Origin of the sequence: Streptomyces vilmorinianum (genome assembly GCF_005517195.1) — a bacterium.
GTDB lineage: Bacteria > Actinomycetota > Actinomycetes > Streptomycetales > Streptomycetaceae > Streptomyces > Streptomyces vilmorinianum.
Genome location: NZ_CP040244.1, coordinates 1,785,763 through 1,805,231, shown reverse-complemented (window position 1 = coordinate 1,805,231; position 19,469 = coordinate 1,785,763). Strand labels below are relative to the sequence as shown.

Genomic DNA, 19,469 nt, shown 5'->3' with positions numbered 1-19,469 from the left:
GGGTCGCCCCGAGGAGCATCACAGAACGAAAGGGACATAACGACCATCCGTTGACCTTCGTTTCGCAAGAGATCACACGTGATGTCTCGCACATTCCTCACTATCGGCCGCCGATGAACCGTACTCCTTGAAAGTCCCTCTTCCTGGCCGAAGACCCGACCGCCGCCTGCCCGAAAGCACACCCTGTCGATGCCTGTCCGCCTCCGTCGCCCCGCCCGCCCGCCGCGTACCCGGATCGTCTCCGTGATGACGACGACCGTGCTCGTCGGCGCCTCCTTCGCGGGGCTGCTCCATCTGTCCTCCGGCTCCGTCCTCGGAGCCCCGGTGAGCGAGGCCCCGGCGGCGACCGACGACGCGCCACGCCAGGCGGTGACATCGGGGCTCGGCGCGAAGCCGGTCCGCACCGACGACGTCTCCGTGGCGCAGATCGTGGCCCACCCGGACGACGACCTGTACTTCATGAACCCGGACATCGCCCAGTCCATACGCTCGGGCCGCTCCCTGACCTCGGTGTATCTGACCTCCGGCGAGTCGGACGGCATCAACGCCCGGTCGCACGCCCCCCACCGGCCCGCGCCCGACAAGGCCGGATTCGCCGCGGCCCGGCAGAACGGCATACGCGCCGCGTACGCCGAGATGGCCACCGGCAGCCGCACCAGCCCCTGGGATCGGATCTCCATCCCCACGGCCGGCGGCGGGGCGGCCGAGCTGGACGTCCTGCGCGCCAAGCCGCAGGTCAACCTCATCTGGCTGCAGATGCGCGAGGCGGGCGCCATCAGCGCCAACCGCCCGCACAGCCTGAACGGGCTGTGGAACGGCAGGGTCCCGGTGCTCGAGTCCCAGCGCGCCACGGGCACCCCCGTCGCCGCGGACTTCACGTACACCAGGGAGCAGGTGATCGACACCCTCGTCGGTCTCCTGGAGCGGATCCGTCCCACCTTCGTCCGCATGCAGGACCCGACCCCGGGCCGGAACCCGAAGACCGGGAAGTACACGGACCACCAGGACCACCTCTACGGCGCCCGGTTCGCGCAGGCGGCCCTCGCGCGGTACGCGGCGACCTCGGGACGCCCGCACTTCGGGGTCCAGAACTACCTCGGGTACCCCACCGGTTCGCTGCCGCACACCCTCGACCCCGCGTCCGCCGACGCCAAGCTGCGCACCCTGAAGACGTACGCCTGGATCGACGGCGTCAACGACTGCGCGGACCCGGCCGGGTGCGGCGACCTCAAGGTGTCCGGCCGCCCCTCCGGGCGCGGCTGGACCCAGACCGTCCGCTACGCCCGGGGCACCTCCACCTCCTGGGTGCAGCGCGACGCCACCGGGGGGCTGCACGCCTTCTCGGTGCTCGACGGGCGCCTCGCGGTGTGGACGAGGCCCGCGGGCTCGGCCTCGGAGTGGCAGGGTCCCGTGCTGCTCCAGGGCGAAGGGCTGGACAGCGGCGTGACCTCCGTACGGCTCCCGGACGGCCGGATCGCGGTGTTCGGCACGCGGACGACGATCGGCGACGGGCCCGAGGCGTACCGCCGTGAGGTGGTGACGACCGAGCAGTCCCTTCCGGGCGGCGCGTTCGGGCCGTGGCGCTCGCTCGGCACCCCGGAGAAGAACGACGCCCGCGGGACCTCCGACATCAGCGCCCCGGCGGTGGCGGTGGACGGGTCCGGCCGGATGACGGTGGTGCTGCGCGACAGCCGGCACCGGCTGACGGGGCGCGAGCAGCAGCGGGCCGGCGGCGACTGGGGCCCCTGGCGGGCGCTGGGCGGCACGAACGTGTACGGCGACCCGGTGGCCACCACGGACACGGCGGGCCGGGCCCATGTCTTCGCCGGCACCGCGAAGACCGTCCTCACCTGGTCGCAGCAGCGCGCCGGCGGGCCGCTGGCCGGGCCGCGGCAGACCGGTCTGCCCGCGACGACGCTGGCGCTGAGCGCGGGCCCCGCCCCGGACGGGCGGGGGATACGGCTCTGGTTCCGCAAGCCGGCCTCGGGCGACCTGCGCACGGCCGACCTCGCGGACGGCAGGGTCGTCTCCCCGGTCACCGAGCTGGCGGGCGGGGTCGCCGGCTTCGGCCCGGTGGTGAGCGGCGGCGACAAGGGAATGCTGGCGGTCCGCTCCCGTACGGGCGTCCTGGCGACGGCCCCGTCGCCGAACGGGGGCACCCGGCCGCTGTGGTCGCTGGAGAACTTCCTGTTCTCGGGCGCTCCCGGAGGGTCCGTGGACGGAGTGGCGGCGATGGGTCTGGACGGAAAGCTGCACTGGACGCCCGCGGTGCGATGAGTTCCGGGTCCGGGCAGGGTCTTCCTCACGGCACGGTTTTCCGCCGCACCTGAACCCGACCGACCGGACCGGAAGAGGACCGCCATGACCCCGGAGACCGCCCTGGACCCCCGCTACAGCGACCCGAAGGCCCAGCCGGCCGAGTGGTCAGCGGCCGCCGCCCGGCTGGCCGAGGCCGAGGTCTTCTGGCTGACCACCGTCCGCCCGGACGGCCGCCCCCACGTGACCCCGCTGATCGCGGTCTGGTCGCAGGGCGCACTGCACTTCTGCACCGGCCCCGACGAGCGCAAGGCACGCAATCTGGCGGAGAACCGGGAGGTGGTCCTCACCACCGGGACCGCCTCGCTCGGCGAGGGTTTCGACGTGGTGGTCGAGGGCGAGGCCGTCCGGGTGACGGACGAGGAACGGCTGCGCGCGCTGGCCGGGGCCTATGTCGACAAGTACGGGCCGGATTGGCGATTCGACGTGCGGGAGGGTGCGTTCGTGGGCGACGGTGGAACCGCCCTGGTGTTCGCCGTCGCGCCCCGTACGGCCTTCGGCTTCGCCAAGGGCGAGCCGTTCGGCCAGACCCGCTGGCGTTTCTGAGGCCCCCGGAGGAGACCCCCCATGAACCTGACGCTCGAAGTCGTGCTCGTGCCCGTGACCGACCTGGACCGGGCGAAGGAGTTCTACGGCGACAAGTGCGGCTTCAAGATCGACCTGGACGACGAGGTCGCGCCGGGCATCCGCATCATCCAGGCGACGCCGCCCGGCTCACGCTGCTCCATCGCGATGGAGAGCGGCATGCCGTCGATGCCCGGCACGAAGGCGATGGCCCCGGGCACGCTGCACGGCCTCCAGCTCTGCGTCACGGACATCGAGGCGGCCCGCAAGCAGCTGATCGAGCGGGGCGTGGACGTCACCCCGATCCGCCACGTCGGCGCGACGGGCTGGGAGGACGGCAAGGGCGACACCTGGAACTCGTTCATGTCCTTCGAGGACCCGGACGGCAACGGCTGGCTGGTCCAGGAGGCGCCTTCGGAGCTGTCGGAGCGCTGAGCGCGTGTGGGGACGGGCGTCAGGGCGTGAACTCCACCCGGTAGTACCTGACCCGCTCGTCCTCCCCCGCGTACCGCATCCCGACGGCCTCCATCACCTGCTGCGAGGCGACGTTCCCGAGGTCGGCGTCCCCCTTCGCGCCGGCGACCCCCTGCGCACGGGCCAGCCCGAGCAACGCCCGCAGCGCCTCGGTGGCGTACCCGCGCCCCCGTACGTCCGGAATCAGCCCATACCCCACGGTCACGAACCGCTCCCCGTCCGGCGGCCCGTGAAACCCGATCCCCCCGACGGCGACCCCGTCCTCCCGCCGCCGTATCTCGTACGCCCGGAACGCCCCGGGATCCCCATGCGCGACCCACCCGTCGAGAAACCCCCGCGCCCCGGCGACATCCCCATCGGTGGGATACCCCTGGGCCCACCGATCGCACGGCCCGGGGACCTGGGCGACGATCCGCCCGGCCTCGGCGACGGTCAGCGGGTGCAGCAGCAGCCGCTGGGTGACGAGGGGCGCGGCGGTGCCGGTGATCTCCATCGGGGCAGTCTCGGACGGCGGGGACGGAGCGTCAACGGGCTTTCCGGCCACCGCGCGAGCGCGCCGCTCAGCTCCGGCGCAGACGCTCGGCGACGGCGGCGCGGGCTGCCGCAGTGCGTATGCCTCGATAGTGCAGCCGCGACTTCTGCCGGTAGCGCCAGGGCAGGGCGTCCACCCACCCGTCCACCGCACGGAAATGCCGCAATGCCTCCTGGTGCCTTCCCTGTTCGTGCAGGCAGTAGGCGACAAGGTGCTGGACGCGGGGCAGGGCAGGGTGTCCCTCGGCATGCGCCATGTCCTCCAGCGCGGCGTCGACCATGGCCCGCACCCGCGGAGAGGCACAGCTGTACGAGTAGTCGTCGCCCAGGGTCGTCTCGTACCAGGCGAACAGGGGCAGCGCGGCCAGCAGCGTGCCCGGCGGTGCGCCGGCGGCGGCCTTCTCCGCGAACTCCCGCGCCAGCTTGTGCGAGCCCCGCCACTTCTGGCTCCAGTACTGGATCGCGCTGTAGTGGGCGTCGAAGTGGTGCGGTGCGCGCCGGGTGACCTCGTCCCAGAGGTCACGCATCATGTCGTGCGGGTACCCGAGACCGAGGGCGGGCCAGATCTCAACGGTGTGCGGAGTCGGGTCGTCGGGGTTGAGCCTGGCCGCGGTGGCCAGGTCCTCACGCGCCTTGAACAGCGCCCGGTGGAACAACCGGAACCGGTACTCCGCGGTCGCGCTCGCGAAGTAGGGGCCGCGCAGCCGCCATGCGTGGTGCACCCGGGCCTGCGCCCGTACGAGTGCCACATCCGGGTCGCCGGGGCGCGCGCTCCCATGCCCGCACCCACAGCGGCCACCACCAGCTCCCGGCCCGCGCCAGCCGCTGGGTGTAATGGGCGCGCCGCTCCCAGTCCTGTCCCGCCTCCGCCAACAGCCGCGCGGCCGGGCGCCAGATCCCGATGCCCGCGAGCACGACGGCCCGCCACAGGGCTGGGTCGGGCCCGGCGAGCAACTTGCTCTGCGGACGCAACGGGAACATCCCGAACCAGAGAGGCGTGCCTATGAAGAGCAGCGCGGTGCAGACATGGGCGAAGGTCACGCGTGGGTCCTGTCCAGTGAAACGGTTCTTGGAGCGGCGCGTTCCACCGGAACCGAATCGAGTGCCTCGGGACGAGCCGTGCGTGGGGGGGGTCAGGGGAGTATGCCGTAGGCAAGATCGGCGGAACAAGAGCGTTCCCGTCCGCCGACCTCGGCGGGACGCGAGAACGGGTCCGGTCCGCAGCGGACTGCCGCGGACCGGACCCGTTTCGACACCTACTACAGCACCGGCAGGTTCTTGCGCAGTTCGAAGGCCGTGACCTCGGAGCGGTACTCCTCCCACTCCTGCTTCTTGTTGCGGAGGAAGAAGTCGAAGACGTGCTCGCCCAGCGTCTCGGCGACCAGTTCGCTCTTCTCCATCAGGGCGATCGCCTCGCCCAGGTTCTGCGGCAGCGGCTCGATGCCCATCGCGCGGCGCTCCGCGTCCGAGAGCGCCCAGACGTCGTCGTCGGCGCCGGCCGGGAGTTCGTAGCCCTCCTCGATGCCCTTGAGGCCCGCCGCGAGCAGGACCGCGTAGGTCAGGTAGGGGTTGGCGCCGGAGTCGATGGAGCGGACCTCGACCCGGGAGGAGCCCGTCTTGCCCGGCTTGTACATCGGGACGCGGATCAGGGCCGAGCGGTTGTTGTGGCCCCAGCAGATGTACGAGGGGGCCTCGCCGCCCGCGCCCGCGCTGCGGGCCGAGCCGCCCCAGATGCGCTTGTAGGAGTTGACCCACTGGTTGGTGACGGCCGAGATCTCGGCGGCGTGCTTGAGCAGGCCGGCGATGAAGGAGCGGCCCACCTTGGAGAGCTGGTACTCCGCGCCCGACTCGTAGAACGCGTTGCGGTCGCCCTCGAAGAGGGAGAGGTGGGTGTGCATGCCCGAGCCCGGGTACTCCGAGAACGGCTTCGGCATGAACGTGGCCTGCACGCCCTGCTCCAGCGCGACCTGCTTCATGACCAGGCGGAAGGTCATGATGTTGTCGGCCGTGGACAGCGCGTCGGCGTAGCGCAGGTCGATCTCCTGCTGGCCAGGGGCGCCCTCGTGGTGGGAGAACTCCACCGAGATGCCCATCGACTCCAGCATGGTGATGGCCTGGCGCCGGAAGTCCATGCCCACGTTCTGCGGGGTGTGGTCGAAGTAGCCCGAGTTGTCGGCGGGGGTCGGCTTGGTGCCGTCCAGCGGCTTGTCCTTCAGCAGGAAGAACTCGATCTCGGGGTGGGTGTAGAAGGTGAAGCCCAGGTCCGAGGTCTTCGCGAGGATGCGCTTGAGGACGAAACGCGGGTCCGCGAAGGACGGGGAGCCGTCCGGCATGAGGATGTCGCAGAACATCCGGGCCGTGCCCGGGGCCTCCGCGCGCCAGGGCAGGATCTGGAAAGTGGCCGGATCCGGCTTGGCGATCATGTCTGATTCGTATACACGGGCGAAGCCCTCGATGGCGGAGCCGTCGAAGCCGATACCTTCGTCGAATGCCTGCTCAAGCTCGGCGGGGGCCACGGCCACCGACTTCAGGAAGCCGAGCACGTCGGTGAACCACAGGCGTACGAACCGGATGTCACGCTCCTCGAGCGTCCGGAGCACAAATTCCTGCTGCTTGTCCATTTCCACACCCATCTTTGCTGGTCAGGCCGCCTGTTCCCACCGCCTCGGGCATATCGGGGGGCACCTGAGCATCCCACCACATGGTTTCGCGCACGTTGCACACCCATAGTGCCTGCCCTGGTGTGACACAGGTAACGCGGGACGGGCCGATTCCGTGCGTGTGTTCCCCCGACTGTCCCCTCCCGGCCCTTCGGCCACTACGATCTCCGCTCATGGGGGGCCCTCCACTCGTACGCCTGTCCCGGCGCGCGCGTCCCATGGCACTGGCGAGTGCCGTGGCGACGCTCCTCGCCGCGCTCTTCGTCTGTCTGGGTGCCGGCTCCCCCGCCGCCGCCCACGACGAGGCCGAGCAGGCCCACCATCAGCGCACCGCCGGCGTGGCGGAGTACGCCTGCCCGTACGACCGTGGCGACTGCTCCCTGTTTCCCTCGCTCAGCCCGGCGGTGCTCACCGCGCCGCCGCTCGACCCCCCGCCGCACGCGGAGGGCCGGATCCCGGGCCTGGGAACCTCGTACGACACCGGCCGGGTGACCCGCCCCGGCGCGCAGCCCCGTGCGCCGGACCTGTACGTCCTTCAGGTCCTGAGGACATAGCCGCAGGACCGCCTCCGCTCCGCCCCCACGGCGCACGACGCGCCACCCCACATCCGAGAAGGACGACATCACCATGGCCGCCAACCGCTCCGCCACCGCCGACCGCCGCGCCCGAATAGAGGAGATGCGCCGCGCCGAGCAGGCCCGCGAGCGCCGCAACCGCATCCTCACGATCAGCATCTCCGCCGTGGTCGTGCTGAGCCTCGTCGGCTTCGGCGGTTACGTGCTCAACAAGCAGTCCGAGAAGAAGGAGCAGCAGGAGGCCGCCGCGAAGGCCCCCATCAAGGACGAGCAGTCCTGGGACGCCAAGAAGCTCGGCCGCAACCACGTGACGACCCCCGTCACGTACGAGATGAAGCCCCCGGTCGGCGGCGACCACGACCAGGTCTGGCAGAACTGCGACGGCGACGTCTACACGACGAAGATCGCCGAGATGAACGCCGTGCACTCCCTGGAGCACGGCGCGGTCTGGGTCACGTACAGCAAGCAGGCCGCCGAGGCCGATGTGAAGAAGCTGGCCGAGAAGGTCGGGAAGACCCCGTACACGCTGATGAGCCCGGTGGACGACCAGGCCGGCGCGATCATGCTGAGCGCCTGGGGCAAGCAGGTGTCCGTGGACAGCGCGAGCGACCCGCGCGTGGACGCGTTCTTCACCAAGTACGTGCAGGGCCCGCAGACCCCGGAGCCGGGCGCGGCCTGCACGGGTGGCGTCGGGGCCGCGCAGTGAAGCTGACCCGTACGCACGGGGCGTCGATCACGGCCGTCGTCCTCGCGCTGCTCTTCGCCGGGGGCGCGGTCACGTTCGCCTCCGCGGAGCGGGAGGAGGCACCGGCGGCGTCCGCGACGCCGGCCTCGGACTCGGCGGACGCGGGCTTCGCCCGTGACATGTCGGTCCACCACCAGCAGGCCGTCGAGATGTCGTTCATCGTCCGGGACCGCACCCAGGACGAGGAGGTGCGCCGGCTGGCGTACGACATCGCCAACACCCAGGCCAACCAGCGCGGCATGATGCTGGGCTGGCTGGACATGTGGGGGCTGCCGAAGGTCGTGTCCGGCGCCGAGCCGATGGCCTGGATGGGCGCGAGCGGGCACCACGGGGCTTCCGGGCACGGCGAGACCGGCGACGCCGCCGACCCCGCCGACACGGCGCTGATGCCGGGCATGGCGACCAAGTCGGAGCTGGAGCGGCTGCGCAAGGCGAGCGGCAAGGAGGCCGAGATCCTCTACCTCCAGCTGATGACCGACCACCACAAGGGCGGCGTCCATATGGCCCAGGGCTGTGTGGAGAAGTGCTCCGTGGTGCTGGAGCGGAACCTCGCGCAGGGCATGGTCGACGCCCAGGAGTCCGAGATCACGCTCATGACCGAGCTGCTGAGGAAGCGGGGCGCCACGCCGCGCGGCTGACGCCTCCGTCCGTACGGAGCGGCCCCCGTGACCCCAGCGGTCGCGGGGGCCGCTGCGTACGCGCACAATGGGTGACGCTCGGGGACGACGTACGTACGACGACGTTCTACGGAGGTACGACACCCCATGACCACGGCGAAGGACATCATGCACCCCGGGGCCAAGTGGATCCCCCGGCACGAGACCCTCGACCGCGCCGCGCAGATGATGCGCGAGCTCAATGTCGGCGCCCTGCCGATCGCGGACGAGAACGAACGGCTCTGCGGCATCATCACGGACCGCGACATCGTGGTCGGTTGTGTGGCCATGGGCCACGATCCGTCGAAGATCACCTGCGGGGAGATGGCGCAGGGCACGCCCCGGTGGATCGACGCGGGCGCGGACGTCGAGGCGGTCCTGGACGAGATGGAGAGCCACCAGATCCGCCGTCTGCCCGTCATCGAGAACAAGAAGCTCGTCGGCATGATCAGCGAGGCCGACCTCGCCCAGCATCTGTCGGACGAGCAGATCAAGGCGTTCTGCGCGAGCGTCTACGCGTCCTCCTGACCGAGACACCCGCAGCATCGTCGGACGGCCCGGCCGCTCGGACGCCCCGCGGAGGGCGCCGAGCCGCCGGGCCGTCCCCGCCGGGCCGCCGGGCCCTCTTCCTCGGAGCCGTACCGTACCCCTGAACCCCCAGGACATAGTGTCGGTCTGACGATTACACTGAGCGCGTGCCTCAACTACGCCTCGCTCTGAATCAGATCGACTCGACCGTCGGCGATCTCGCCGGAAACGCCGAGGCGATCGTCCACTGGACCCGGCACGCCGCCGAGCAGGGCGCGCATCTGGTCGCGTTCCCGGAGATGGTGCTGACCGGCTACCCCGTCGAGGACCTCGCGCTGCGCTCGTCCTTCGTCGAGGCGTCCCGGACCGCCCTGCGGGCGCTCGCGCGGCGCCTCGCCGCCGAGGGCTTCGGGGAGCTGCCGGTGATCGTCGGCTATCTCGACCGTTCGGACCACGCCGAACCGCGGCTCGGCCGGCCCGCCGGATCCCCCGAGAACGCGGCCGCCGTGCTCCACGGCGGCGAGGTGGTGCTGCGCTTCGCCAAGCACCACCTCCCCAACTACGGCGTCTTCGACGAGTTCCGCTACTTCGTCCAGGGCGACACCATGCCCGTCTTGCGGGTCCACGGCGTCGACGTGGCCCTCGCGATCTGCGAGGACCTGTGGCAGGAGGGCGGTCGCGTCCCGGCCGCCCGCAGCGCCGGCGCCGGGCTGCTGGTCTCGATCAACGCCTCGCCGTACGAGCAGAACAAGGACGACACCCGGCTCGAACTGGTCCGCAAGCGCGCCCAGGAGGCGGGCTGCACGACCGCCTATCTCGCGATGATCGGCGGCCAGGACGAGCTCGTCTTCGACGGCGACTCGATCGTCGTCGACGCGAACGGCGAGGTCGTCGCGCGCGCCCCGCAGTTCTCCGAGGGCAGTGTGCTCCTCGATCTCGACCTTCCGGCCGCCTCTCCCGACGCACCGGACGGCGTCGTGGACGACGGGCTGCGGATCGACCGGGTGGTCCTCTCCGAGGAGCCGCTGCCCGCGTACGAGGCGGAGCTGACCGGCGGGTACGCGGACCGGCTCGACGACGACGAGGAGGTGTACTCGGCGCTGGTCGTGGGCCTGCGCGCGTACGCCGCCAAGAACGGCTTCCGTTCCGTCCTCATCGGCCTGTCCGGCGGCATCGACTCGGCGCTCGTCGCCGCCATCGCCTGCGACGCGGTCGGCGCGCAGAACGTGTACGGCGTCTCGATGCCGTCCAAGTACTCCTCCGACCACTCGCGCGGCGACGCGGCCGAGCTGGCCCGGCGCACCGGGCTCAACTTCCGTACGGTCTCGATCGAGCCCATGTTCGACGCGTACATGGGCGCGCTCGGCCTCACCGGCCTCGCGGAGGAGAACCTGCAATCCCGGCTGCGCGGCACGATGCTGATGGCGATCTCCAACGAGGAGGGCCACATCGTCCTCGCGCCGGGCAACAAGTCCGAGCTGGCGGTGGGGTACTCCACGCTGTACGGCGACTCCGTCGGCGCGTACGGGCCCATCAAGGACGTCTACAAGTCGACCGTGTTCCGGCTCGCGCGCTGGCGCAACCGGGCGGCCGAGGAGCGCGGCCAGACCCCGCCGATCCCGGAGAGCTCGATCACCAAGCCGCCGAGCGCCGAGCTGCGCCCGGGGCAGGTCGACACCGACTCGCTGCCGGACTACGACGTGCTGGACCGGATCCTCGCGCTGTACGTCGACCGCGACCAGGGCAAGGACGCCATCGTCGCGGCCGGCTTCGACGAGGAGCTGGTGACGCGGACGCTGCGGATGGTGGACATGGCGGAGTACAAGCGGCGCCAGTACCCGCCGGGCACCAAGATCTCGGCGAAGGGCTTCGGCAAGGACCGCCGGCTGCCGATCACGAACCGCTGGCGCGAGACGACGAGCCACTGACCTCGCGCCCGTGCCCGTCCGCGAGGGGGCTTCCCGCCACGAGGCGGGAGGCCCCCTCCGGCGTACGGTCGAGCAGTCCTGCCACCGCGGCGATCGCCAGGCCGACGACGGCCAGACTCGCGCCGACGAGCGTCGGGGAGGTCCAGCCCCAGCGGCCAGCTCTCAGGTGGAGGGTGACCCCGGGCTACCCGGGGGTGACGGGGAGGTTTCGTCCCCTGCCCGATTCAGAGCCGGACGCGGGCCGCGATCGGCAGGTGGTCGCTCTTCGTCTCCGGCAGCGTCCACGACGAGACCGGCGCCACGCCCTTCACCATGATCTGGTCGATCCGCGCCATCGGGAACGAGGCCGGCCAGCTGAAGCCGAAGCCGTCGCCCGAGGCGCCCTGGGTGGAGCGCATCTGCGCGGTGACCGCGTTGAGCGAGCGGTCGTTCATGGTGCCGTTGAGGTCGCCGAGCAGGACGATCCGCTGGTGCCGGTCGTGCGCGATCGCCTCGCCCAGCGCGTTCGCGCTGTTGTCGCGCTGGTTGGCCGTGAAGCCCGCGTGCAGCCTGACCCGTACGGACGGCAGGTGGGCCACGTACACGGCCACGTCACCCTTGGGCGTGGCGACGGTGGCGCGCATGGCGCGGGTCCAGCCCATGCCGATGTCCACCGGCTGCGGGTCGGCCAGCGGGTACTTGCTCCACAGCCCGACCGTGCCCTGCACGGAGTGGTACCTGTACGTGCCGGCCAGGCCCCGCTCGTACACCGGGACCATCTCGCCCTTGAGCTCCTCAAGGGCCACCACGTCCGCGCCGGACGCGGCGATCTGACGGGCCGTGCCCTCGGGGTCGGGGTTGTCGGCGTTCACGTTGTGCGTGGCGACGGTGAGGTCGCCGCCGGAGCCCGACTTGTCGGTGATCAGCCCGCCGAAGAGGTTGAGCCAGACCACGGCCGGCAGGAGCAGGGCGATCAGCGCGGTCGCCGAGCGCCGCAGCAGCGCCAGGACGAGCAGGACCGGCACGAAGAGGCCCAGCCAGGGCAGGAAGGTCTCGGTGAGGCTGCCCAGGTTGCCGATCCGGTTGGGGATGTCGGCGTGGAGGACCATCAGCAGGGTGAGCAGCACCGCGCAGAAGGCCAGGACGATCCCGCGGCGCCAGATGCCCCGGTCGCCGCGCCAGCGCTCGAACACCGACCGGAACCGGGACCCGGGTCCGGACCCGGATCCGGACCCGGAGCGCTCGTTCTTCGCGCCGCCGTTCTCGGTCTCCGCCATGTCCACCCGCGCCATCGTTCCGTCCTCACTGCCTTGCTCCGCGACCCGGCATCGACCCTAGGTGATGCCTGACCCGCCGTACTGCCACGGGGGACGACACAGCGGCGCGGCGGGTTCCGGGAGGTGACGCGGGACCGGACAGCTGTGACAGAACGCGCACATTCGTACGTACGTATCCCCCGGTGTCCCGCCACCCATCCGCCGCCGCCGTGTGAACAGCGCCACTTCGGCCCACTTCCCCCGCCACAGCGGGAAGTGCCACCATGGACGTGGTCCGGGGACGCCGTCAGGGCGCCTCGAGATGACGAAGGAGCCGTTCACCATGACGCTTCAGCCTGCCCCGAAGCAGGCCCCCGACAGCAGCAAGGCGCTGTACGGAGGCAAGGGCACGCGCCGTATCACCGTCCACGACATCGCCGCCGCCAAGACGCGCGGCGAGAAGTGGCCCATGCTCACCGCCTACGACGCGATGACCGCGTCCGTCTTCGACGAGGCCGGCATCCCGGTCGTGCTCGTCGGCGACTCCATGGGCAACTGTCACCTCGGCTACGACACCACCGTGCCCGTCACGATGGACGAGATGACCCTCCTGTCGGCCGCCGTCGTACGGGGCACCAAGCGCGCCCTCGTCGTCGGCGACCTCCCCTTCGGCTCGTACCAGGAAGGGCCCGTCCAGGCCCTGCGCAACGCCACCCGGCTCGTCAAGGACGCGGGGGTCGGCGCGGTCAAGCTGGAGGGCGGCGAGCGTTCGCTGCCGCAGACCGAGCTGCTCGTCGAGGCCGGGATCCCGGTCATGTCCCACCTGGGTCTGACCCCGCAGTCCGTCAACACCATGGGCTACCGGGTGCAGGGCCGCAGCGACGAGGCCGCGCACCGGCTGCTCAGCGACGCCAAGGCGGCCCAGGACGCGGGCGCCTTCGCGCTCGTCCTCGAACTCGTACCGGCCGAGCTGGCCGCCGAGGTCACCCGCTCCCTGCACATCCCGACCATCGGCATCGGCGCCGGTCCCCACACCGACGCGCAGGTCCTCGTCTGGACCGACATGGCCGGTCTGACCGGCGGCAAGGTGCCGCGCTTCACCAAGCAGTACGCCAACCTCCGCGAGACGCTCGGCGACGCCGCGCGGGCCTTCGCCGAGGACGTCACCGGCGGGGCGTTCCCCGCCGAGGAGCACACCTTCCACTAGCCACAGTGGTACGGAACGACAGCCCGCCGACATCCCCCATCGGCGGGCTGTCGGTGTCTGTCCGCGCCTGTCGGTGGCCCCTGTCGGTCGTCTGTCGGTGTCTGTCCGCGCCTGTCGGTCGTCTGTCGGTCGGATGTCGGTGCGTTGTCGGTGGCGGCTGGTCTAGTGGGGGCCATGACGCGATCCGCACACAACGCCGTCGAGGTACGAGGCCTCGTGAAGCACTACGGCGAGACGAAGGCCCTCGACGGGGTCGACCTCGATGTCCGTGAGGGCACGGTGCTCGGGGTGCTCGGGCCCAACGGGGCCGGCAAGACCACCCTCGTCCGCTGCCTGTCCACCCTGATCGTCCCGGACTCCGGGACCGCCACCGTCGCCGGGTACGACGTGGTGAAGCAGCCCCGCCAGCTCCGCAGGACCATAGGGCTCACCGGCCAGTACGCCTCGGTCGACGAGAAGCTCTCCGGCTGGGAGAACCTCTACATGATCGGGCGGCTGCTCGACCTCTCCCGCAAGGACGCCCGGCGCCGCGCCGATGAGATGCTGGAGCGGTTCTCGCTCACCGAGGCCGCCAAGCGGCCCGTGATGAACTACTCCGGCGGTATGCGCCGCCGGCTCGACCTGGCCGCCTCGATGATCGGGCAGCCCGCCGTCCTGTATCTGGACGAGCCGACGACCGGCCTCGACCCGCGTACCCGCAACGAGGTCTGGGACGAGGTCAAGCGGATGGTCTCCGAGGGCGTGACCGTCCTGCTCACCACCCAGTACATGGAGGAGGCCGAGCAGCTGGCCTCCGAGCTGACCGTCGTCGACCGGGGCCGGGTCATCGCCAACGGCAAGGTCGACGAGCTCAAGGCCCGGGTCGGCGGCCGCACCCTGAAGGTCCGCCCCGTGGACCCGGCCGACCTGCCCGCCATGGCCGCGGCGCTGCGCGATTCCGGTCTTGACGGCATCGCCGGCTCGACGGTCGTGCCCGACGAGGGCGTGCTGTACGTGCCGATCCTCAGCGACGAGCAGCTGACCGCCGTCGTGGGCCTGCTGGGCGCGCGCGGCTTCGGCATCGCCCACATCGGCACGCATCTGCCCAGCCTGGACGAGGTGTTCCTGGCCATCACGGGCGAGAAGGCGTCCGTTTCCGACACGATCCCCGAGGAGGTCGCCGCATGAGCGCCACGACGACCGCACAGCTCACCAAGGTCCCCGCCGACGCGCCGGGGCCGTCCGGGCCGCAGCGCGCGCCCGGTGGCGAGGGCCGGATCGGCCTGCGGGCCAACCTCCGCCACATCGGCGCCCTGGTGCGGCGCAACGCGCTGCAGATCAAGCAGGACCCGGAGTCGATGTTCGACGCCGTCCTGATGCCGATCATCTTCGTCCTGCTGTTCGTGTACGTCTTCGGCGGCGCGATCTCCGGCAAGGGCAACAACGAGGCGTACGTCAACTACGTGGTCCCGGGCCTGATGGCGATGATGGGCATGAACATCGCCATGGCCGTCGGCACGGGTGTGAACGACGACTTCAAGAAGGGGGTCATGGACCGGTTCCGGACGATGCCGATCGCCCGGTCCTCCGTCCTCATCGCGAAGATCGTCGTCGAGATCGGCCGCATGCTGATCGCCACCGCGATCCTGCTCGGCATGGGCTTCCTGCTCGGTCTGGAGATCAAGACCTCGGTCCTGGACCTCTTCGCCGCGATCGGTCTGTCGATGGTGTTCGGCGCCTCGCTGATGTGGATCTTCATCCTGCTGGGGCTCGCCCTGAAGACGCCCCAGGCCGTCCAGGGAATGGCCATGCTCGTCCTGATGCCGCTGCAGTTCGGCTCCTCGATCTTCGCCCCGCCGACCTCGATGCCCGGCTGGCTGGAGAGCTTCACCGACTACAACCCGCTCTCGAACCTCGCCGACGCCGCCCGCAATCTGATCAACGGCGGCCCGGTCGCCGAGTCGGTGTGGTGGACCCTCGGCTGGGCCGTGGCGATCACGGTCGTCACGGCGCCGCTCGCGGTCGCCAGGTTCCGCAAGAAGACCTGAGCCGTACGGGGGTTCAGGACTCGGCGCGCCCGTTGATCGCGTCGGCGCTGTCGAGCAGGGCGGCGGCCTCCTCCAGGGAGAGGCCGCCGCCCTCGGCGTACGCGGCCTCGAACGCCTCGTCGCCGAGCACGGACCGGGACAGCCGGGTCGCCTCCTCGAAGGCCTCTCGCTCGAGCGGGGAGGGCAGATGCCCCTCCGGGAGCAGCCCCGGCCGGGCGCCGAGGAGGCGGGCCCCGATCACCGCGTCGGCGCCGCCGAGACCGCTCAACGCCCAGGCCGCGGTGACCAGATGGGCCGCCGGCATCTGCGGGGCGACCGCCGTCGACAGGGCGCCCCTCGAACGCTTCAGGGCCTCCCGCGCGTGCGGGAGCGCGGCGGCGTACCGCCCGTCCAGGTTGTCCAGCCAGGCCATGCTGCCGAGGGTGAACCCCTCGAAGATGGACAGGGTGACGGAGTCGAACTCCCGCATCAGCACGGTCAGATGTTCGCGCGCCTCTGCGGTACGGCCGGTGCGGCCGAGCAGGATCGCGAGGAAGATCCGGGCGGCGAGCATCGGCTCGTGCCCGGGGTGACCGGTCTCCAGGACCTCGCGCAGGATCGCCTCGCCCTCGTCGGGCCGGCCGAGCGCGGTGAGCATGTCGCCGTAGCGGGCGCGCAGCAGGGCCGTCTGGGACTGGGCGCCGATCCGCTCGGCGTAACCGATGGCGGCGGCGAAGTCCTCGGCCGCGCCCTCGAAGTCGCAGCGTTTCTCGCGGGCCTCGCCGCGCGAGGAGAGCGCCTCGGCGGCGCCCCAGTCGTCGTCGAGACGGACGAAGATCCTCAGGCTCTCGTCGGCGTCGGCGCTCGCCGCGCCGGCCGAGTCGGCCCGGTTGGCGAGCATGTTGGCGCGCAACTGGAGGGCGTTGGCGAGCTCCCAGTCGTATCCGTGGGTGCGGCACGCCTCGACGGTGGCGTCGAGGCACTCGCGCATCCGCCCCACGTCGCCGGTGAGCAGTACGGCGAAGACGGAGAAGAAGCCGGGCAGCCGGCAGGTCTGCGGCAGCCCCGGCCGGTACAGGGCGGTGATCCGGCGCAGCCGCTCGCCGCCCTCGGGGGTGGTCCACCGGCCGGTCTGGTAGTCCATGTTGAGCAGCTCGATCAGCCGCACCCCACGGCGGGCCTCCCACAGCTGCTCGTCGTCGAGCGGCGGCGGGGCGGCGGTGCAGGGCTCGAAGAGCGGGACGACGGGCGGCGCGTCCGGCCCGAAGGGGTCGGGGCCGAGGGCGGCGACGGCCTCGGCCCAGTGCAGGGCGTCGGCGCGCAGGTCACGCATCTGCCAGTACCAGAGGAGGCAGTGGACGAGCACGAGGGCCTCGTGCTCGTCGCGGGCGGCGACGGCGCGGCGCAGGGCGGTGCGCAGGTTCTCGTACTCGGTGCGGAACCGGGCGACGGCTGTGGCCTGCCGGGCGCCGCGGAGCTCGGGGTCGGTGGCGCGGGCGAGTTCGCGGTAGTGGACGAGGTGGCGGTGTTCGGCGGCGGCGCGGTCCCCGGCCTCGTCGAGGCGTTCGGCGGCGTACTCGGCGACGGTCTCCAGGAGGCGGTAGCGCATGTCACCGCCGTCGGCGGGTGCGGCGACGACGAGCGACTTGTCGACGAGGGAGCCGAGGACGTCGAGGACGCCGTGGGCGTCGTGGGCGTCGTGGGCGTCGTGGGCGTCGTGTGCGTCGGCGGCGCAGACGGCCTCGGCCGCCTCCAGGTCGCAGCCGCCCGAGAAGACCGACAGGCGGCGCAGGACGGCGCGTTCGGCGTCGTCGAGGAGGTCCCAGGACCAGTCGACGACGGCGCGCAGGGTCTGCTGGCGCGGCAGGACGGTCCGGGCTCCGGAGGTCAGCAGGCGGAAGCGGTCGTCGAGCCGGTCGGCGATCTGGCGCGGGGTGAGCATCCGCAGCCGGGCCGCCGCCAGTTCGATGGCGAGGGGAAGACCGTCCAGGCGGCGGCAGATCTCGTCGGCCGCTTCCGGGTCGTCCTCGATCCGGAAACCGGTTCTCGCGGCCGCCCCGCGGTCGGCCAGGAGACGCAGTGCGGTGTCCTGGGGCAGCGGCCCGAGCGGGCGGACCGACTCGCCCGGCACGCCCAGCGGTTCGCGGCTGGTCGCGAGCACCGTCACGCCCGGGCAGCGGGCCAGCAGGGTCTCCGCGAGCTCCGCCGCCGCGCCGACGACGTGCTCGCAGTTGTCGAGCAGCAGGAGCATCCGCCGGTGGGCGCAGTGGTCGACGAGCCGCTCCAACGGGTCGTCGGCGCTGCGCAGTTCCTCCGCTCCCGCGCCCCGCAGCACGGTCTCGCGCGCACCGACGGCGCCCAGCGCGGCCTCCGCCACCGCGTCCGGGTCGGTGACCGGCGCCAGCTCGGCCAGCCAGACCCCGTCGGGCCAGCTCCCGCCCACGGCTCCGCGCTCGGCCGCCTCCTGCGACAGCCGGGTCTTCCCGGCGCCGCCGGGCCCGAGAAGGGTGACGAGCCGGGCACGGCCCAGATCGTCACGGAGCGCGTCGAGGTCCTCCTCGCGCCCGACGAAACTCGTGAGCCGGGCACGGAGATTCCCGAGCGGCCGCCCTGGGACCCGCGCCGGCCCGCTGGGCGCGGGGGTGGCCGGGGCGGGGGTTGATCCGCCGGGAACGCCGAGTGCGGGCGCGGCGGGCGCGGTGGCCGGTCCACCGGGTACGGCGTCGGGCGCGGGGGCGGGTGCGGCGGCGCCGGGTACGGCGGCGGGCGCGGGGGCTGGTACGCCCGAGACGGCCGGCGTGGCCGATACGCCGGGAACGACAGGCGCGGGGGTGGTCGGCGCGGAGGTCGGTCCGCCGGCAGCAGCCGGCGCGGGCCCGGGCGGCGCGGAGGTCGGTACGCCGGAGACGCCCGGCGTGGCCGATACGCCGGGAACGACAGGCGCGGGGGTGGTCGGCGCGGAGGCCGGTCCGCCGGCAGCAGCCGACGCGGGCCCGGGCGGCGCGGAGGTCGGTACGCCGGAGACGCCCGGCGTGGCCGGTACGCCAGGGACGACAGGCCCGGGGGTGGTCGGCGCGGAGGTCGGTACGCCGGCAGCAGCCGACGCGGGCCCGGGCGGCGCGGAGGTCGGTACGCCGGAGACGCCCGGCGTGGCCGGTATGCCAGGGACGACAGGCCCGGGGGTGGTCGGCGCGGAGGTCGGTCCGCCGGCAGCAGCCGGCGCGGGCCCGGGCGGCGCGGCGGGTGCCGAGGGTGGTCCGTCGGGAGAAGCCGGGGCGGGACCGCCCGGCGTGGCAGGGGTCGGGGGGTGCGGGGTCAGGAGTTCCGTGTGGAGGGTGCGGAGGGCCGGAGAGGGGTCCGTGCCCAGGCGGGTCGCGAGGTTCCGGCGGAGCGTCTCGTACGCCAGCAGCGCCTCCGCCGCCCGCCCCGTGTCGCGCAGCGCCCGGATGCGCAGGGACTGGAGCGGTTCGTCCAGCGGGTGCGCCTCGCAGAGGGCGGCCAGCTCGGGGAGGACCGAGGCGCCCTCCCCCAGCGCGAGGGCGGCCGCGATGCGGGCGCGCCGGGCGTCCAGGCGGCGGGCCTCCCAGCGGGCGGCCTCCGCCGTACGGTCCGGGAGGTCGGCGAGCGCGGGCCCGCGCCACAGCTCCAGCGCCTCGTCGAGGAGCTTCGCCGCCCGCGCCGGGTCGCCCGCGTCGAGCGCCCGTACCCCCTCCTCCGCCAGCCGCTCGAACACGTACAGGTCCACGTCCTCGGGACCCGCCGCCAGCCGGTAGCCGCCCTGGGCGGAGATCACGGCCTCCCGGCCGAGCGCCCGCCTCAGCCGTCCGACCAGGGCCTGGAGCGCCGCGGCCCCGTCGGCCGGCGGTTCCCCGTCCCACACCTCGTCGACGAGGACGGCGACCGGGACGGTCCGCCCGGCCCGCAGCGCGAGGACGGCCAGCAGGGCCCGCAGCCGGGGACCCCCGAGGGCGACGGGGGTGCCGTCGGGACTGCCGCCGGGGGCGTGGGCCTGGGTGGGGCCGAGGACGGAATAGCGCACAGGCC

The 19,469-nt window shown here is 72.4% G+C and carries 16 protein-coding genes and 1 pseudogene; 11 read left to right on the top strand and 6 right to left on the bottom strand.

Features of this window, described 5'->3' with window-relative positions:
- Positions 1 to 246: 246 nt before the first annotated feature.
- The 3 genes from FDM97_RS08470 to FDM97_RS08460 all read left to right on the top strand — a co-directional run bounded on the left by FDM97_RS08470 (position 247) and on the right by FDM97_RS08460 (position 3,315).
- On the top strand, positions 247 to 2,277 hold the full coding sequence (locus FDM97_RS08470) for a PIG-L family deacetylase (protein WP_254705535.1): 2,031 nt from the start codon (positions 247 to 249) through the stop codon (positions 2,275 to 2,277).
- Positions 2,278 to 2,361: 84 nt separating this feature from the next.
- Positions 2,362 to 2,862 (top strand): pyridoxamine 5'-phosphate oxidase family protein, encoded by a 501-nt coding sequence (locus tag FDM97_RS08465; RefSeq protein ID WP_137989638.1) that lies wholly within the window; start codon positions 2,362 to 2,364, stop codon positions 2,860 to 2,862.
- Between the two features lie 21 nt (positions 2,863 to 2,883).
- Positions 2,884 to 3,315, top strand: coding sequence for a VOC family protein (locus FDM97_RS08460; RefSeq protein ID WP_137989636.1), 432 nt, complete (start codon positions 2,884 to 2,886; stop codon positions 3,313 to 3,315).
- A 19-nt stretch (positions 3,316 to 3,334) separates the two neighbouring features.
- Here the strand turns inward: FDM97_RS08460 and FDM97_RS08455 are convergent, their stop codons facing one another.
- From FDM97_RS08455 to FDM97_RS08445, 3 genes are all read right to left on the bottom strand, one after another.
- Positions 3,335 to 3,847: a GNAT family N-acetyltransferase gene (locus FDM97_RS08455; RefSeq protein ID WP_137989634.1), complete on the bottom strand. Its 513-nt coding sequence runs from the start codon at positions 3,845 to 3,847 to the stop codon at positions 3,335 to 3,337.
- Between the two features lie 67 nt (positions 3,848 to 3,914).
- Positions 3,915 to 4,634: a hypothetical protein gene (locus FDM97_RS08450; protein WP_137989632.1), complete on the bottom strand. Its 720-nt coding sequence runs from the start codon at positions 4,632 to 4,634 to the stop codon at positions 3,915 to 3,917.
- Between the two features lie 510 nt (positions 4,635 to 5,144).
- Positions 5,145 to 6,506, bottom strand: a complete 1,362-nt coding sequence (locus tag FDM97_RS08445) for a glutamine synthetase family protein (RefSeq protein ID WP_137989630.1) — start codon at positions 6,504 to 6,506, stop codon at positions 5,145 to 5,147.
- Positions 6,507 to 6,718: 212 nt separating this feature from the next.
- Here FDM97_RS08445 and FDM97_RS08440 point away from each other — a divergent pair, with 212 nt between their 5' ends.
- From FDM97_RS08440 to FDM97_RS08420, 5 genes are all read left to right on the top strand, one after another.
- On the top strand, positions 6,719 to 7,099 hold the full coding sequence (locus FDM97_RS08440) for a hypothetical protein (RefSeq protein WP_137989629.1): 381 nt from the start codon (positions 6,719 to 6,721) through the stop codon (positions 7,097 to 7,099).
- A 73-nt stretch (positions 7,100 to 7,172) separates the two neighbouring features.
- The gene (locus FDM97_RS08435) at positions 7,173 to 7,826 is read left to right on the top strand and encodes a DUF3105 domain-containing protein (RefSeq protein WP_175439064.1); all 654 of its coding nucleotides are present in this window, start codon (positions 7,173 to 7,175) and stop codon (positions 7,824 to 7,826) included.
- Between the two features lie 2 nt (positions 7,827 to 7,828).
- The gene (locus FDM97_RS08430) at positions 7,829 to 8,503 is read left to right on the top strand and encodes a DUF305 domain-containing protein (RefSeq protein ID WP_137994727.1); all 675 of its coding nucleotides are present in this window, start codon (positions 7,829 to 7,831) and stop codon (positions 8,501 to 8,503) included.
- A 126-nt stretch (positions 8,504 to 8,629) separates the two neighbouring features.
- Entirely contained in the window at positions 8,630 to 9,049 is a 420-nt protein-coding gene (locus FDM97_RS08425) for a CBS domain-containing protein (RefSeq protein ID WP_137989627.1), read from the top strand.
- A gap of 167 nt (positions 9,050 to 9,216) precedes the next feature.
- Complete coding sequence (locus FDM97_RS08420; RefSeq protein ID WP_137989626.1) at positions 9,217 to 10,977, top strand: NAD+ synthase; 1,761 nt, start codon at positions 9,217 to 9,219, stop codon at positions 10,975 to 10,977.
- Here FDM97_RS08420 and FDM97_RS36345 read toward each other — a convergent pair.
- Positions 10,943 to 11,128, bottom strand: a pseudogene (locus FDM97_RS36345) (MFS transporter); the annotation flags it as partial. The gene FDM97_RS08420 and the pseudogene FDM97_RS36345 sit on opposite strands and share 35 nt — an antisense overlap.
- Positions 11,129 to 11,201: 73 nt before the next feature.
- A complete protein-coding gene (locus FDM97_RS08410) occupies positions 11,202 to 12,248 on the bottom strand; it encodes an endonuclease/exonuclease/phosphatase family protein (protein WP_137989625.1) in 1,047 nt (348 codons plus the stop codon).
- A 307-nt stretch (positions 12,249 to 12,555) separates the two neighbouring features.
- On the opposite strand from FDM97_RS08410, the gene panB reads away from it, so the two are divergent.
- The 3 genes from panB to FDM97_RS08395 all read left to right on the top strand — a co-directional run bounded on the left by panB (position 12,556) and on the right by FDM97_RS08395 (position 15,446).
- Positions 12,556 to 13,419, top strand: coding sequence for a 3-methyl-2-oxobutanoate hydroxymethyltransferase (gene panB, locus FDM97_RS08405; RefSeq protein ID WP_137989624.1), 864 nt, complete (start codon positions 12,556 to 12,558; stop codon positions 13,417 to 13,419).
- A 174-nt stretch (positions 13,420 to 13,593) separates the two neighbouring features.
- Entirely contained in the window at positions 13,594 to 14,586 is a 993-nt protein-coding gene (locus tag FDM97_RS08400; protein WP_137989623.1) for an ATP-binding cassette domain-containing protein, read from the top strand.
- The gene (locus FDM97_RS08395) at positions 14,583 to 15,446 is read left to right on the top strand and encodes an ABC transporter permease (protein ID WP_137989622.1); all 864 of its coding nucleotides are present in this window, start codon (positions 14,583 to 14,585) and stop codon (positions 15,444 to 15,446) included. The genes FDM97_RS08400 and FDM97_RS08395 overlap by 4 nt, the downstream gene beginning before the upstream one ends.
- Positions 15,447 to 15,459: 13 nt before the next feature.
- On the opposite strand, the gene FDM97_RS08390 is transcribed toward FDM97_RS08395, so the two are convergent.
- Entirely contained in the window at positions 15,460 to 19,464 is a 4,005-nt protein-coding gene (locus FDM97_RS08390) for a BTAD domain-containing putative transcriptional regulator (protein WP_137989621.1), read from the bottom strand.
- Positions 19,465 to 19,469: the final 5 nt, after the last annotated feature.

What these genes read in the sequence shown, in the direction of transcription:
- FDM97_RS08470 (WP_254705535.1), top strand. Translation starts at nt 247, where the DNA reads ATGACGACGACCGTGCTCGTCGGCGCCTCCTTCGCGGGGCTGCTCCAT.
- FDM97_RS08465 (WP_137989638.1), top strand. Translation starts at nt 2,362, where the DNA reads ATGACCCCGGAGACCGCCCTGGACCCCCGCTACAGCGACCCGAAGGCC.
- FDM97_RS08460 (WP_137989636.1), top strand. Translation starts at nt 2,884, where the DNA reads ATGAACCTGACGCTCGAAGTCGTGCTCGTGCCCGTGACCGACCTGGAC.
- FDM97_RS08455 (WP_137989634.1), bottom strand. Translation starts at nt 3,847, where the DNA reads ATGGAGATCACCGGCACCGCCGCGCCCCTCGTCACCCAGCGGCTGCTG.
- FDM97_RS08445 (WP_137989630.1), bottom strand. Translation starts at nt 6,506, where the DNA reads ATGGACAAGCAGCAGGAATTTGTGCTCCGGACGCTCGAGGAGCGTGAC.
- FDM97_RS08440 (WP_137989629.1), top strand. Translation starts at nt 6,719, where the DNA reads ATGGGGGGCCCTCCACTCGTACGCCTGTCCCGGCGCGCGCGTCCCATG.
- FDM97_RS08435 (WP_175439064.1), top strand. Translation starts at nt 7,173, where the DNA reads ATGGCCGCCAACCGCTCCGCCACCGCCGACCGCCGCGCCCGAATAGAG.
- FDM97_RS08425 (WP_137989627.1), top strand. Translation starts at nt 8,630, where the DNA reads ATGACCACGGCGAAGGACATCATGCACCCCGGGGCCAAGTGGATCCCC.
- FDM97_RS08410 (WP_137989625.1), bottom strand. Translation starts at nt 12,248, where the DNA reads ATGGCGCGGGTGGACATGGCGGAGACCGAGAACGGCGGCGCGAAGAAC.
- panB (WP_137989624.1), top strand. Translation starts at nt 12,556, where the DNA reads ATGACGCTTCAGCCTGCCCCGAAGCAGGCCCCCGACAGCAGCAAGGCG.
- FDM97_RS08400 (WP_137989623.1), top strand. Translation starts at nt 13,594, where the DNA reads ATGACGCGATCCGCACACAACGCCGTCGAGGTACGAGGCCTCGTGAAG.
- FDM97_RS08395 (WP_137989622.1), top strand. Translation starts at nt 14,583, where the DNA reads ATGAGCGCCACGACGACCGCACAGCTCACCAAGGTCCCCGCCGACGCG.